The 13,956-nt window shown below is 35.6% G+C and carries 18 protein-coding genes; 3 read left to right on the forward strand and 15 right to left on the reverse strand.

Annotation, left to right across the window (positions count from 1 at the left end; translation table 11 throughout):
• Positions 1-361: 361 nt before the first annotated feature.
• Positions 362-1,234 (reverse strand): DUF3307 domain-containing protein, encoded by an 873-nt coding sequence (locus MN204_RS14550; protein ID WP_249871808.1) that lies wholly within the window; start codon positions 1,232-1,234, stop codon positions 362-364.
• Positions 1,234-2,007 (reverse strand): hypothetical protein, encoded by a 774-nt coding sequence (locus tag MN204_RS14555; protein ID WP_249871809.1) that lies wholly within the window; start codon positions 2,005-2,007, stop codon positions 1,234-1,236. The genes MN204_RS14550 and MN204_RS14555 overlap by 1 nt, the downstream gene beginning before the upstream one ends.
• Before the next feature lie 206 nt (positions 2,008-2,213).
• Here MN204_RS14555 and MN204_RS14560 point away from each other — a divergent pair, with 206 nt between their 5' ends.
• Both MN204_RS14560 and MN204_RS14565 read left to right on the forward strand, forming a co-directional pair.
• A complete protein-coding gene (locus MN204_RS14560; protein ID WP_249871810.1) occupies positions 2,214-2,504 on the forward strand; it encodes a GNAT family N-acetyltransferase in 291 nt (96 codons plus the stop codon).
• A gap of 19 nt (positions 2,505-2,523) precedes the next feature.
• A complete protein-coding gene (locus MN204_RS14565) occupies positions 2,524-3,408 on the forward strand; it encodes a serine hydrolase domain-containing protein (protein ID WP_249871811.1) in 885 nt (294 codons plus the stop codon).
• 561 nt (positions 3,409-3,969) lie between these two features.
• Here MN204_RS14565 and MN204_RS14570 read toward each other — a convergent pair.
• From MN204_RS14570 to MN204_RS14625, 12 genes are all read right to left on the reverse strand, one after another.
• Positions 3,970-5,499 carry an FAD-dependent oxidoreductase gene (locus MN204_RS14570; protein ID WP_438804710.1) on the reverse strand — a complete coding sequence of 510 codons (1,530 nt, stop codon included), beginning with the start codon at positions 5,497-5,499 and terminating at the stop codon, positions 3,970-3,972.
• A 207-nt stretch (positions 5,500-5,706) separates the two neighbouring features.
• Positions 5,707-5,946 (reverse strand): 4Fe-4S ferredoxin, encoded by a 240-nt coding sequence (gene fdxA / locus MN204_RS14575; RefSeq protein WP_249871812.1) that lies wholly within the window; start codon positions 5,944-5,946, stop codon positions 5,707-5,709.
• A gap of 197 nt (positions 5,947-6,143) precedes the next feature.
• On the reverse strand, positions 6,144-6,710 hold the full coding sequence (locus MN204_RS14580) for a histidine phosphatase family protein (protein ID WP_249871813.1): 567 nt from the start codon (positions 6,708-6,710) through the stop codon (positions 6,144-6,146).
• 159 nt (positions 6,711-6,869) lie between these two features.
• On the reverse strand, positions 6,870-7,076 hold the full coding sequence (locus tag MN204_RS14585; RefSeq protein ID WP_249871814.1) for a DUF6501 family protein: 207 nt from the start codon (positions 7,074-7,076) through the stop codon (positions 6,870-6,872).
• 55 nt (positions 7,077-7,131) lie between these two features.
• On the reverse strand, positions 7,132-8,091 hold the full coding sequence (gene msrA / locus MN204_RS14590) for a peptide-methionine (S)-S-oxide reductase MsrA (RefSeq protein WP_249871815.1): 960 nt from the start codon (positions 8,089-8,091) through the stop codon (positions 7,132-7,134).
• Positions 8,092-8,241: 150 nt separating this feature from the next.
• Entirely contained in the window at positions 8,242-8,631 is a 390-nt protein-coding gene (vrrA, locus tag MN204_RS14595) for a VrrA/YqfQ family protein (protein ID WP_249871816.1), read from the reverse strand.
• A 413-nt stretch (positions 8,632-9,044) separates the two neighbouring features.
• On the reverse strand, positions 9,045-9,260 hold the full coding sequence (locus MN204_RS14600) for a YozE family protein (protein WP_249871817.1): 216 nt from the start codon (positions 9,258-9,260) through the stop codon (positions 9,045-9,047).
• 14 nt (positions 9,261-9,274) lie between these two features.
• Entirely contained in the window at positions 9,275-10,036 is a 762-nt protein-coding gene (gene tatC / locus MN204_RS14605) for a twin-arginine translocase subunit TatC (RefSeq protein WP_249871818.1), read from the reverse strand.
• Positions 10,037-10,114: 78 nt separating this feature from the next.
• Positions 10,115-10,297 carry a twin-arginine translocase TatA/TatE family subunit gene (locus MN204_RS14610; RefSeq protein ID WP_249871819.1) on the reverse strand — a complete coding sequence of 61 codons (183 nt, stop codon included), beginning with the start codon at positions 10,295-10,297 and terminating at the stop codon, positions 10,115-10,117.
• An 18-nt stretch (positions 10,298-10,315) separates the two neighbouring features.
• Positions 10,316-10,531: a twin-arginine translocase TatA/TatE family subunit gene (locus MN204_RS14615; protein ID WP_249871820.1), complete on the reverse strand. Its 216-nt coding sequence runs from the start codon at positions 10,529-10,531 to the stop codon at positions 10,316-10,318.
• 94 nt (positions 10,532-10,625) lie between these two features.
• Positions 10,626-11,126: a dihydrofolate reductase gene (locus tag MN204_RS14620; protein ID WP_249871821.1), complete on the reverse strand. Its 501-nt coding sequence runs from the start codon at positions 11,124-11,126 to the stop codon at positions 10,626-10,628.
• A gap of 28 nt (positions 11,127-11,154) precedes the next feature.
• Entirely contained in the window at positions 11,155-12,111 is a 957-nt protein-coding gene (locus tag MN204_RS14625; protein WP_249871822.1) for a thymidylate synthase, read from the reverse strand.
• Between the two features lie 154 nt (positions 12,112-12,265).
• Here MN204_RS14625 and MN204_RS14630 point away from each other — a divergent pair, with 154 nt between their 5' ends.
• Positions 12,266-13,321: an NlpC/P60 family protein gene (locus MN204_RS14630; RefSeq protein WP_249871823.1), complete on the forward strand. Its 1,056-nt coding sequence runs from the start codon at positions 12,266-12,268 to the stop codon at positions 13,319-13,321.
• A 47-nt stretch (positions 13,322-13,368) separates the two neighbouring features.
• Here the strand turns inward: MN204_RS14630 and MN204_RS14635 are convergent, their stop codons facing one another.
• Positions 13,369-13,956, reverse strand: a complete 588-nt coding sequence (locus MN204_RS14635; RefSeq protein WP_249871824.1) for an HD domain-containing protein — start codon at positions 13,954-13,956, stop codon at positions 13,369-13,371.

Consider the following 13,956-nt stretch of genomic DNA (forward strand, 5'->3'; position numbering starts at 1 on the left):
AGGCAGAGGATGGTTAAATCCAAAATAAGGTATCAATTGAGCCAGAAAAGCTGCGCAATTTTGGATCTTCAAATTGCCAAAGAAGTGGAACAAAAAATACAAACGACTATCAGCCGATTCCAAAAGAGAAACTGATACAATTATTTACAAACGTGAGAAAAGAAAATAAGTGTAACGAAACTTTTAATAGAGCTGGAATTACGATACATATAGAGTAATAGAGATATACTGGGGATTAAGTTCAACTTATATATGGTGAGGCACGATGATTAACCATAAGTCAGAAATGAAAGAACAAGAGGGTTAACTGCGGTTCTGATAGCTTGTTAAGGAACCAATTTAGTTAATGGCTCCTTATCTTTTACATAATAAATCCCTGTACAACAAGACCGAGCACTAATCCTAGTAAAATAGAAGATAGTGTACCTAATAAGAAATATTCCGCCCAGTTTCGATCATCTAACTGTTTGAATCGTGCAATCGACTTGGCAGCGATAATAAAAGCAATAGACGGATATGCGCCAATCACTGTTAATGTAATAACTAGCAATCTTTCTATATAGCCAATGAGTTTTCCGCGTGAACGAAGTGGGGTGGAGTATGTAAAGTAATGATATTCCTCTGTAAAGCTATTTTCTGTCTTAGGTAGCATAGTTTCTTTTTCAGCATTCATTTGATTTTTCAATGTCAGTTCACCTTCAAAGTTTGCAAGTTCTGATGGTAATGAACCGATAATATATTTTACGATATGACCACTAACACTTGTTGCCAAAATAAAAATGATGATCATAAATAATACTGTGTTGAACAGGTTTAAACTACTTGCCCCATTCAAGTCTAAAAGGCTTGTCACCATTTCTGTAGCTTTCATATGAAAGAAAAGAATACAGGAGATGAGTATCATTATGACATGTAATGCTTGATCCAAAAGAAAGTATCCGAGCTTTTTCATATTATCTGTTGCGCTTTTTGGAATGTAGTCTGTTAATTTTATTTTTAACAAATCAATCAAAAGATGCGTGATAATAATAAAAACAAAAGGTAGAATAAAATAGTTGATTATATGTTGAAACGCGTATTGATAACCCCATATAATGGTAAGTGCGATTCCTGTTGTCAGCAAATGATGAAGTATATGTTTTTTTAAATGTTTTATTTTATTTTTCACCATTTGATCGGATTGCAACCAAAAATCAGCAACCAAATGCGCAAGAAGCAACAATAGTACAGTCATTATAATCTCCTTTCTTTCGGAAAGTAATCGTTTATTTGGTTTATTACATGGTTTCGAATGGTTGTTTGCAGCTTATCCGTTAGTTGATGCTCATCCGACGTACCTAATAAATCCAGCACCTTAACAATGTCATAAAAAGCATGCAAGATGACTTGCGTTTTACCCTGTTTCATATGATGGGAGATAGTAGAGGATGTTCGTTTAAGATATTTGCTTACTTTATTTTGTTGACCGAGCATTAAATATAAAGAACATACAAGAGATTGTATATCGGTTTGCTCGTCCATTTGCGCTTGCTTGAGGGTTAAACTTGTATTAATTAATATTTCAAATTCTTTGCTAAAAACAGTGAAGCCTTGTTTATCTGATAAACGAGGTAATGCGAAGCGAAATAGCGATCTGTTCTGTTGTTTTTTCAAGTGATCATTAGCATTTCTTGCTTGTTTCATTAGTGGATGAATCCATGTTTCTATGTTTATTGCACTTAAATCATCTTGGATATTGCCAAACGATAGACCGAAATAAGGCTTATGATTGCTAAACTTCCAAATACGGCTAATATAGAAAGCAAGTGTATATGCCGATGCATAGCCACTACTTATAACTACCAATTCATCACCAGCACGGTGACTAACCTTTGTCACACCAATATTTTGTGTCCACTCAGCAATGCTATTTTTTAATTGCTCTAGATATTCACTTAATTCATTCCCAATATTTTCTTTAGACGAATTACTTACGTCCATAATGAAGATAGAGACTTCATTTGACATGTATAAACAGCTCCTTTCTTATCCAAAGTGCAGGGAAGTTCGATTATATAATCGAATATAACAAATGTTAGATGAAATAGTCAAACTTTATGGAAGTGAGATGATTTTGAGTCATACAGCCAGAAATATTCCTTCTAAATTATTTAATAGAATGAGAGGGAAGCTATTTGTGACATTCGTAACACTTTTTCTACCTTGGTGGCAACTTGCATTTATGGACTCTACTTTACAAGGGTGAAATCATTGGAAGTGTTATGGCTTGGAAGGAGGCAGATGAGAATATAGGCACAATAGAAAATGTTTTTGTTAAGCCTGATTGGAGAAAGCGTGGTCTTGCAAGTCATTTAATAATAGAAGGGATTCGTTATTTACAAAAATGCAATCTTGATTACATACAGCTTCTCGTTGAAACAAAAAATGAATCTGCATTAAAACATTATAAATCTATTGGCTTTGAGATTAGGAAAGAAGAAAAAAGATATTGGATTAATATATAAGGGGGGGATTCCCAGGCGAATGAAATTTTTAACCGATTTTGAAAAAATAATAAAAAAAGATAAAATTGATAGTGTCCTTGTACAGAAGAATAATACCGTGATTTTTGAATATTATCGAAATAAAAAAATGAAGGAAAAGCAACACAAGATATATTCTGTCACAAAAGGTATCTTATCAGCACTGATCGGAATTGCGATTGACAAAGGGTTTATCGAAAATGTTAACACTCCAATAATTCATTACTTTCCGGAATTTAATAAAGATAAAGAAAATGAGAGAATTACAATTAAGCATCTGCTGACAATGACTTCAGGGTTATACTGGCCGGGTAATAGTGGTATGATACCCAGCAAAAATTGGGTCAATTTTGTATTGCAGCAGGACATTGATCATCCACCTGGAAAAGAAATGGTCTACAGTTGTGGTTCTTCACAATTACTAAGTGCAATTTTACAAAAGACTACAGGATTAAATACAGAAGTCTTTGCCAAAAACTATTTATTTACACCTCTAGGAATAACAGATTACAAGTGGAACCGTGATGCTCAAGGTATAGCAATTGGTGGATTCGGATTAACGATGAAAACGGTTGATATGTTGAAAATCGGTACGCTATATTTAAATAATGGTGTATGGAAATCCAAACAAATTGTACCATATCATTGGATTGAGGAATCTACAAGTTCGAAGGTCAAAACTGATGATAATTATTCATACGCATATCATTGGTGGAACATAACATCCGACAATCAAGTAGGTAGGATTTTTTTTGCGATTGGACATGAAGGACAGTATATTATTGTCGCACCTGACTATCAATTGGTAACGGTTTTTACAAGTAGTTTTAAAGATGGTGCAACAAGACCTTTGCAATATTTTAAGGACTATCTATTAGAAGGGTAGATGAGAAATCAATCAAAGTTTGTACACACTTTTTTGTCCTTGAACATCAGCTACAGGGAAGAACTCTATTCTTGGCTTAAATTAATCCTAGTTTACATAATATTTATTATAGGAAGTAAACGAAAAACAGTGAATTTCTGTCTCATTAATTAAGTATACTTATGATATTGAGATAAAATGAAAAAATACGCTGCGTTTTGGATGATTTACAGTTTATATTTATTTTATTATCATTTAATCTTAGATTGAATTCGTTATGTATACTAACATTTATAATAATTTTTTTGTCGTTCATTTTATTTCAAAGCATATAAAAGTTTATTATCCAATATAACTCAGCTTATTTTTCATTTTTGTTGCACCGTTGTGACTATTTTCATTTTATTAACCAATGAACGTTTGCCGGCTACAGGATCCATTAATCGATCTATACACCTGCAGACAATAATTTACATAGATTACCTACGTCAAATCAGGTCAAATTAGAATGAATTCATTACTATCAAATTTTAAAATATACTTTTTATAAACATAAACAAACAACTAAGCAGTTTCTGCTGCTTAGTTGTTTTCAACAATTTTAGTTAATGGTTTTTTGGCCGGGCCTTCGACAACTTCTCCCGTATAGTCAAATCTTGACCCGTGACAAGGACAATCCCATGTACGATCACCGGAATTCCATGTCACTTCACATCCCATATGGGTACAGGTCGTATCTACCATATGGAGCGTATCCTCTTCGTCTTTATAGACCCCTACCCTTTTTCCATCCATTCTGGTAACAGTTGCATCATCCGTTGCAAGTTCACTAACGGTATTTTTTGTAAATTCTAGTTTACCTTTTATCAAGTGTTTCGCAACATCTGCATTGATTTCCATGAATTTCTTGAGTCCAGGATCGGCTTCAAATCTTGCTGGACTGAAAAGATCAGAATATGGATTCTCCTGATCCTGTATGTTATCCGCTAAAATCTTTGCTGCAATAGTGCCACTTGTCATTCCCCACTTTCGAAAACCTGTAGCGGTCAGTACTGTTTTATCTCCTTTGGTCATTCTTCCAATATATGGGACTTTATCCAATGTTGTCAGGTCTTGTGCTGACCAGCGGTAATCAATTTTATCTATTTTAAAATGATCTTGTGCAAATTTCTGCAATGCTTCATAATGGGCCATGGTTGATTTCCCTTGACCTGTCTTATGGTGTTCCCCACCAATTAATATGATATCTTCACCTTCAAATTTTGCGGATCGTATGGATCGTGTTGGAGTTTCTGCATTGATATACATGCCTCCTGGGAAGTTCAGCGGAGATTTACCAGCTACGAGATAAGACCTTTCAGGGTACATACGTGCAAAATAAAAGCTTTGACGGTCATAAAAAGGAAAATGAGAGGCTACGATAACATACCGGCATGTGACTCGATGCCCTTCTCTGGTAATAATGTTCGTATGTTTAACATACTCGATATCTGTTGCAATCGTATTTTCGTAAACAGTCAGCTGTTTTTTTAAACCTTCATTTAACAATACTTTTAAGTACTCCAATGGATGAAACTGTGCCTGATTATGCATGATTAGGGCACTTTTAATGGGAATGTCGAGCGGTATCTTATCCGTTAATTGATTGTCTATTTTTAATTGATCGTATGCTTCTTTTTCTTTTTCCAAGTCGCTTATATAAGAGCCATCATTCGTATAAATATAGGCATCCTCTTTGCTGAAATTACAATTAATACGATGTTCATTTACAGTTTGTTCAATAAACTGTTTTGCTTCTTCCGCAGCCTTATAGTAGAGAGAAGCTTTTTCTAATCCGAAATGATTAATTAGTTCGTCGTAAATAAGTCCATGCTGGGCGGTTATTTTTGCAGTAGTATGACCGGTTGTTCCGTTTAGCACAGGACCGGCATCAAGTAATACTACGTTAAAGTTCTGTTTTGCGAGTAAGTAAGCTGCGGTTATTCCAGTTATTCCTCCCCCAACGATTCCAATATCTGCTTTAATAGATTCATTTAAGGCAGGAAAGCTCGGCAACGTCATATTCTCACGCCACATCGGTTCAGGAAATTGAGGCAATTGAGGTTTTACCAATGTATCTCGCTCCAATCTTTCATTCAGTTAACGTTATTATTGCCTTTTCAGGTAAATTTATGTATTTAAACGACAGATTGTTTGCGAAGATGTTTTTTTAAAAAGGGTTAAAGTATAAACTTACCTACCTGTATATGTGCAATGAAGGCAATCACCTTAATAAAATAAAACCGCCTACCAAATTCGGTAAACGGTTTTGCGACGGTATTATCTGTTTTCAAAGAATACCCGATTTAATGAAATATATTCTGTTTCATTCTCAGGAACCTCATCCTCCATAAAAATTGCTTCAACAGGACAAACTGCTTCACATGCCCCGCAATCGATGCATATATCAGGATCAATGAAAAACATATCTTTTCCTTCTTCTATACAATCAACAGGACAAACTTCTACACATTCTCCTGCTTTTTCATTTATACATGGTGATGTAATTACAAATGCCAAACGTCTCTCCTCCTTCGTGCTCAAAATGGATATATATTAGTATTCAATTATTATAACTCATTATCTCAAAAAAATAAAAGATTCATCATTTTTCACATCTATCATAATATATATTAAGAACCAGAGGCTATCGCAATGGCAAATCTTGCAGAAGAAAGAACCTTTGTAAGGATGCATGCATTTCATACAAAGCTTTTCTAATAATTATCAGGGTTCCATATACATTCCAGCTTGCTACTGTTATTATCGCTATCTAACTGCAATAAATAAATATCAGGGTTTCTCAACTCTTTCCACTGTTCGAAACCGAAGCTATTATCATATTGATTAAAGAGATGTGACAATAAATTTCCATGGCTGACTATGATTACATTGTTTATCGAAGCATCTCTTGTTATTTCGTGGATAACTTCGTTGGCTCGTGCCATTACATCCCGTGCTGATTCCCCACCATGTAAAGAAAAGCTGTAATCCATAAAGGATTTTTCCAATGCCTCCATCCAGTCTTCAACCGGATCCTCGCTAAGAATACGTTCTTTTAACCGTTCGTCATATTCAATAGGTATACCAGTTAGTTGTGTGTATGGCTTTATACTCTCAATAGCTCTTAAATATGGACTGGTAAGGATAAGATCAAATGTAACTTGCTCTTTCTCGAAAAAAGTCGCCAACTCAACTGCCTGTTGGATCCCCATTTTTGTCAAAGGGGCGTCTTTATGTTGTCCATCGGCAGAACAATGTCGGACGAAGTAGATTTTTTTCATATTTGATCATCCCTTCCTGGTAATTATTTGGAAAATTGTAAGATAGAGGTAGTTAAATTATAGCATCTAAAGGTGCAATAGAAAACAAAGTATTATAATTTTAAAAATAGTTAACAAAAGCACAAAAAAATAACAGGAGCGATTCCTGTTATTTTTTAATTACATTACTTCTTTAAAGTAATCTTTTCTAAATCCACCAATACGTTCACTATTATCGATAATAAAGTAAAATTCTTCTGTTTCATTCTTTACATCATATTTTTTACCAGGTGTCAGTTTGCTATCAACAACAAACTTTTTAGCATTCGCATGAACACATTCTATTTGTTTCACTGTTTCTCTATTTTCCCAATTTAAATGAATCACTTTTATTTCCCTCTTTTCAACTAGTTTACATAATGTTATTATCGTCTACTATGTTTTAGTTAAATAAATATAGATAATTTGCATAGCCTTTTTCTTCCATTTCATCTTTCGCGATAAATCGCATTGCAGCGGAATTCATGCAGTATCGCAAACCTCCAGCTTCTTGGGGACCATCCTCAAAAACATGACCTAAATGTGAATCGGAACTCTTGCTTCTGATTTCCGTACGAACCATGCCATGGGTCGTGTCCACTTTGTCTTTAACATGGTATGGGTCAACAGGCTTGGTAAAGCTTGGCCATCCACATCCCGCATCATATTGATCATTCGATGAGAATAATACCTCACCGGAGACAATATCCACATAGATCCCCTCTTTATCATTATTCCAGTATTCATTTTGGAACGGCCTCTCTGTTCCGTTTTCCTGGGTGACATGATATTGAATTGGTGTCAGCTTCTTCTTTAATTCGGATTTGTCGATATTATTCTTCCATGTATTTTTTATGAAATCTTCTCTACCGGAACCTTTTTTATATAATCGGTAATGAAATGATTGCTTTTTATAATAATCCTGATGATTTTCTTCTGCATGATAAAAAGGTTTTGCAGGCAGGATTTGAGTTGCAATCGGCTTGGTGAACTTTTCGCTTGCGTCAAGTTTCTGTTTTGAATTTTCTGCTGCTTGTCTCTGCCGGTCATTATGATAGAAAATAGCCGTTTTATAAGATTCTCCACGATCATTAAATTGACCACCGGAATCTGTCGGGTCAATTTGCTGCCAGAAAGTATTTAATAATTGTTCGTATGGCATAATAGTTGGATCGAAGGTTATTTGTACTGCTTCCAAATGTCCCGTTGTATTAGAGCAAACTTCTTCATATGTTGGGTTTTCAACATGTCCACCCGTATAACCGGAAATAACACGTTTGATTCCAGGACGCTCATCAAACGGTTCGACCATACACCAAAAGCATCCTCCGGCAAATGTTGCTGTTTCAAAGTTATTAGACATGAATATTTCCTCCTGTCCTATTGTTATTATTATCAGTGAACCATAGAATGCTTTTATATTCAATTGTCTTAAAGCAATTTAACTCGCTTTGCATACATCTATTTTTCCCTTTTTACAGATAAAAATCAAGTAGTCCGACTTACAAGAGCTCTATATATATAATTTAGGTCTGGATATACCTTTTACCTCAGTCTTTTTGACTGGCTCAACAGGCGTAACAGTTTCAATTTTGGTATCTTCTGCTTTGTAGGAGGTTTTCGTATTTTCTTCATCACTTCCTTCTATTTCTTTAAAAGCCTTCATCATTCTATACATGGCAGGAAGATTTTTAATCATTGGGCCATATTCCTCTATTATCGGCGTGCTTGACTGAATCATGTTTAAAATATGCTGAACCGTATCCAATGTTTTGGAAATACTGTTCACCGTGTTTCCTCCCAAAAATTTTGAAGTAAACTTTGATGGAAATGCGCCATGCCCTGATTGTCTTTCCATAGGATGCTCATATTGGTCATAGTGCTGCCGCGGTGGAAATATCATCATTATCCCCCTTTTAGGTATAAATCATCTAACATTAGTTTACGTTTGTGCTGTTCAATTCGTGTAGGCAGCTTTAAATATGGAGAGGAGATATTTCCCGGGCAACCGCAGGAAACAACAAAATACTTCTTTCCAATGGCGGTTTAATAAGAAAAAAGTCACTTTTTGCGCAGGTGATATGTTTAGAAAATCGTAGGCTATAATCCAACAGTCATATGTCCATATGACTGTTGTCTGATAATTGATCAAACGTTTGTTTGAATTTGGGATGTCGTAATCTATAGCCTTTCTGGATATGTTTAAGGAAGATATTTTTGAAAAGACTTGCCGAATGCCTTTGTTTTCTGAAACGATTCGGTGTGATTGTTAGAAATTAAAAAAAGGTCCGGAAACACACTTCCCGAACCCTTTCATTATTTAGTTGTTTGATACGTTTCCCAAAGTTCATCAAATACATTAAGCGCGTTTGAAAAAGGACTATTCCACTCCAGATAGTTACTGATTTCATCATAATCAGCAGAATGTTTTGGGAAATTATGGTCCTCAAATGCCCATTCAGCAAGCAAAGACTTTTCATCAGGTTTAATTTTCCCTCTGTAAGTCATTAGAAATTGATAGAAGAAACGCATCATTTCACCTCTTTTCAGCTGTTCTCCTGCATAAATTCTTCATGTTTTTTCAGCTTTTTGCGATAAACAATTTTTGACACCTGTATACTGATTTCATACAGGATAATTAGTGGCACTGCCACAACAATTTGTAGAATAAAATCGGGTGGAGTTATCAATACTCCCACAACGATCAGGAAAAAGTAAGCATACTTTCTATTTTTAATCATAAAGTCTGGAGTTAAGATTCCCAAACTTGTCAGGAACATTGCTATAATCGGTAACTCAAACAGTATAGCAAAAGGCAATGTTACCCGCAATAAAAATTTAAAGTATCTATCTACAGTAAACATTATATTGAACATGTCATCATTTAATGAGAGCAGAAAAGGCATTATTAAATGTATAAATACAAAATAACCAAAACCTAGTCCTAATAAAAATAAAAGAAATAGTGCAGGAATATAGGATAGTGATGCTTTTCTTTCATGCGGTGTTAAACCAGGTTTGATAAATGCCCATATTTGATAGGCCAGAACAGGAATTGTACCAATAATTGCGACTAAACCTGCCATAGAAAAATAAATCCATATAATCTCGGTTGGGCTGATTGCGGTAAGTTCAAGATTGATATCATTAACGAAAAACCAATAAATATCCTTCACATAAATAAAACCTACTATAAAAAACAGTATAAAGAAAACAGCAGTTACGATTAGCCGGTTCCTTAGTTCCGATAAATGACCAACCAGATTCATCTCTTTTTCAGTATCTATTTGTTGCTGATCTTCTGACATATCGATACTCCCTCTCAAATAGCACAAAAGAAGATGTAAGGAATAACCCTACACCTCCATTGCAATCTATTGATTATTTCAAATGTGTTTTTTGTCTTTATTTTTTTCATCGTTACTTACAATATCCCGTGTCGCATGTTTAAATTCTCTTAACGAGCTTCCAAAAGCTCTGCCAATTTCCGGTAGCTTGGATGGACCAAAAATAATCAAAGCAACGATAAGAATAAGTATTAATCCGGGAATTCCAATGTTACTAAACATAACCATCACTCCGAAAAGTTATTTAACTTCTTCTTTACTTCCACCTTGAACAATAGCCTTAACCTCATTTATTTCATCAGTAGCATCACTTGTCAGGCCCCGAGTGGAGTCTTTAAATTCACGCAAGGTTTGACCGGCAGCTTTCCCAATTTCCGGTAGTTTTTTAGGTCCAAAGATAATCAGTGCAAGCAATACAACTAAAATTAACCCGGGAACCCCTATATTTGCCAACATACAAACACCTTCTTCATTATATTATAAAGCTTGCAATATTACAGCAAATTTCAATTTCATCATAACATGTTTATCTTTTAATAAACAAGTTAATTTAATTCAATTGATTTTTACGGTCATATTGTAAAAAATAATAGTCATAAGGATTGGTGTCATTCTTCTCCCCTTTTACTTTGGAAGTTAAAATCCACTCTTCTTCGGGAAAATTAGGGAAATACGTGTCACCATCAAATGACTCATCAATCCAGGTGATATACATTCTATCTGCAATATCAATCACCTGGCTAAAGATATTACCTCCGCCAATAATAAAATATTCTTCTTCCGGTTTTGCAAGATTCCACTCTTTGACAGTTTGTAGATTATCAATCACTTCAACGTTTTCCGGAAATTCGCCATTACTTCGAGTAACTACGACATTTCTTCGATTCGGTAGAGCTCTACCTATCGAATTGTACGTTTTTCTTCCCATGATAATCGTATTTCCTGTCGTTTTTTCTTTGAAAAAACGTAAATCCTTTGGTAAATGCCAAGGCATTCCATTATCGAGGCCCATAACATGGTTTTTATCCATTGCAACTAATAGTGAAATCATGGTGTTCCCCTCCTGTTGGGTAGTAAAGTTATACTGCGATTGGTGCTTTAATGCTAGGGTGAGGATTATAATCAATTACTTCAAAATCATTAAGTTCAAAATCGAAAATGGAAGATTTCCCTTTATTGATCTTCAATTTCGGGAATGGTCTTACTTCTCTTTTCAGCTGTGTTTGAATTTGCTCGATATGATTGGAATAAATATGAGCATCACCAAAGGTATGCACAAATTCTCCAACTTCCAATTGACATTCATGTGCGATAAGGTGTGTTAACAATGCATAGCTTGCGATATTAAATGGTACTCCGAGAAAGACATCAGCACTTCGCTGATACAGCTGGCAGGATAATTTCCCATCAGCCACATAAAACTGAAATAGTGTATGGCACGGCGGAAGTGCCATATGCGGAATATCTTCCGGATTCCATGCAGAGACAATATGTCTGCGGGAATCTGGATTCGTTTGGATGGATTCTATCACTTCTTTCAACTGGTCAATCGTTTCATTCTTAGAAGTTTTCCATTTCCTCCATTGCTTGCCATAAACCGATCCAAGGTCACCGAATTCTTCAGCAAAGCTTTTATCCTGCACTATTTTGTCTTTAAATAATTGCATTTGCTCGTGATATGTTTCATTGAATTCTGGATCCTGCTGACTTCTGATTCCAAAATTTGTCATGTCGGGACCTGTATAGGTCTCACTATTTATCCATTTTTCGAATGCCCACTCGTTCCATATATTATTATTATTTTCGAGCAGGTAGCGTATGTTTGTATCCCCTTTGATAAACCATAGAAGTTCACTGGCAACCAATCGGAATGGAACTTTTTTCGTAGTCAGTAATGGAAATCCTTCTGAAAGGTCGAATCTCATTTGATGACCGAACACAGAATATGTTCCAGTGTTGGTACGATCTCCCTTTTTGAAGCCATTATCCAGTATGTGCCTGCTTAAATCCAAATAGGCCTGTTCACCTTTTAACATGGTATCTCTCCTAACTTATATAGCTACGTTATGTATATTTAAAATATGAATGTTTTTATTATAACAGATATTGTAACATAACCGTAATTCATACGAGAGTCTTTTCGTCATAATTCTAGTATAGAGATTATTCGTGTTTTAGGAGGATGACTTTATGGTAAATGCAACGGTAGAAAGTGTACTGAAACATTCGCTTCTGTGCAGCTATGTGTTAAGTCAGCCATTGCAAGGTGTCGGAACACTAGAAATTGGAAAGGTATTTGCCGAAAGTGAACAAATGGAATCCATGTATCATAGTGAAACAGATTGTCTATTGCAGAAAAAGCTAAGTCAGATGACTTATTTTTATGAACAGAATCCTGATTATTTTGCTGTGGTTACGGAACATGCAATCAACAAATTTCAGGATGATTATCACCTCGAAATCGAAGGTCCTGCTGAACGGAAAACTTTATCAGAAATAACTGAAAAAAAGATCCGTATGAAGCAATTGGTTGAATTTGCAAATATAGTGGAACCAGGTATGGATAGTGACGACGTTAAAATAGTCCAGGAAGCATTGTATTTTTTTGGTTATCTCACAGGTGATATTGACGGCAAATATGGCCCTTTGACATATGAGGCTTTAATGAAAGCACAAACAGATTTGAACATCGAATTGACGAAAGAAGATACTTTGGAACTAGTGAATTCTCTGTACCCAGTCATCGTTGAGCTTTCCACAGAGAGTTTGCAAGCATCACCTGTTGAGAGTGAACAGGTTGAGCCTTCTGAAGATGTGGCTGAGGACCCTTCATCTAATGACCTGCAGGTGGAAGTTGTGGCCAGTACAGAAAAAGTGGAAGTAATTGCTAATAATACGGATGTCATTCAATCTGCACGCTCGTTAATTGGGACACCGTATGTATATGGCGGTACTTCCCCTTCTGGATTTGATTGCAGCGGATTCATCCAGTATGTTTTTCAACATCAAGATATTGTACTACCAAGAACTGTCAGTGATTTATGGAATTTCAGCAAACCGGTAAGCACTCCATCGGTTGGTGATCTTGTCTTTTTTACTACCTATAATTCCGGTCCCTCCCATGCCGGAATTTATGTAGGAGATGGCAAATTCATACATGCTGGTTCTTCACGGGGGGTTGAAATTAGTGAATTGAATAACACCTATTGGCAAGAACGTTATTTAGGTGCAGGGCGGGTGAGATAAAACAAGCAAGTATAGATACACCTTGCTTGTTTTATCTATGAATCCCTTCAATTCCATTCATGAAAAAATTGCTTTAAATAGGTCTCCATAAATCGATGGCGCTCCTCCGCAATTTCTTTAGCAGTATCTGTATTCATCAGTTGCTTCAGTTTTAATAACTTATCATAAAAGTGCTGTATCGATGTCGAAGTAAGTTCTGGATGGTGAATCATTTGATTGTTCGCTCCACCATATGCAAACGTCCTGGCAACTCCAATTGCACCTATAGCATCCAGTCGATCAGAATCCTGTACTATTTTCCCCTCCAATTGATCTGGTATCTCTCCCTTGCTGAAGGAAACATCTTTAATAATTCTTTTGATACAGGCGATTTCCTTAGAGCTCATCGATATTGAATTTAAAAAGATACCCATATCATCGATGGCTTTATTTGGATTGCTGAAAAGTTTCTGATCACCAATATCATGAAGCAAGCCAGCCGCTTCACAAATAAATAAATTTGCCTTTTCAGCTTCCGCAATCTGTTTTGCCATGTTGGCTACCCGCTCCATATGAAAAAAGTCATGGCCGGTGGCGTCGTCATGGAATAGTTGCCTTACATATTCCCGTATACGTGACAACTGTTTTTCTTTCAT

Source organism: Oceanobacillus saliphilus, from assembly GCF_023522835.1.
Taxonomy (GTDB): Bacteria; Bacillota; Bacilli; order Bacillales; family Amphibacillaceae; genus Oceanobacillus; species Oceanobacillus saliphilus.

What these genes read in the sequence shown, in the direction of transcription:
- MN204_RS14550 (WP_249871808.1), bottom strand. Translation starts at nt 1,234, where the DNA reads ATGACTGTACTATTGTTGCTTCTTGCGCATTTGGTTGCTGATTTTTGG.
- MN204_RS14555 (WP_249871809.1), bottom strand. Translation starts at nt 2,007, where the DNA reads ATGTCAAATGAAGTCTCTATCTTCATTATGGACGTAAGTAATTCGTCT.
- MN204_RS14565 (WP_249871811.1), top strand. Translation starts at nt 2,524, where the DNA reads ATGAAATTTTTAACCGATTTTGAAAAAATAATAAAAAAAGATAAAATT.
- MN204_RS14580 (WP_249871813.1), bottom strand. Translation starts at nt 6,710, where the DNA reads ATGAAAAAAATCTACTTCGTCCGACATTGTTCTGCCGATGGACAACAT.
- msrA (WP_249871815.1), bottom strand. Translation starts at nt 8,091, where the DNA reads ATGTCTAATAACTTTGAAACAGCAACATTTGCCGGAGGATGCTTTTGG.
- vrrA (WP_249871816.1), bottom strand. Translation starts at nt 8,631, where the DNA reads ATGATATTTCCACCGCGGCAGCACTATGACCAATATGAGCATCCTATG.
- MN204_RS14600 (WP_249871817.1), bottom strand. Translation starts at nt 9,260, where the DNA reads ATGCGTTTCTTCTATCAATTTCTAATGACTTACAGAGGGAAAATTAAA.
- tatC (WP_249871818.1), bottom strand. Translation starts at nt 10,036, where the DNA reads ATGTCAGAAGATCAGCAACAAATAGATACTGAAAAAGAGATGAATCTG.
- MN204_RS14610 (WP_249871819.1), bottom strand. Translation starts at nt 10,297, where the DNA reads ATGTTTAGTAACATTGGAATTCCCGGATTAATACTTATTCTTATCGTT.
- MN204_RS14615 (WP_249871820.1), bottom strand. Translation starts at nt 10,531, where the DNA reads ATGTTGGCAAATATAGGGGTTCCCGGGTTAATTTTAGTTGTATTGCTT.
- MN204_RS14620 (WP_249871821.1), bottom strand. Translation starts at nt 11,126, where the DNA reads ATGATTTCACTATTAGTTGCAATGGATAAAAACCATGTTATGGGCCTC.
- MN204_RS14625 (WP_249871822.1), bottom strand. Translation starts at nt 12,111, where the DNA reads ATGTTAAAAGGTGAACAGGCCTATTTGGATTTAAGCAGGCACATACTG.
- MN204_RS14630 (WP_249871823.1), top strand. Translation starts at nt 12,266, where the DNA reads ATGGTAAATGCAACGGTAGAAAGTGTACTGAAACATTCGCTTCTGTGC.
- MN204_RS14635 (WP_249871824.1), bottom strand. Translation starts at nt 13,956, where the DNA reads ATGAAAGAAAAACAGTTGTCACGTATACGGGAATATGTAAGGCAACTA.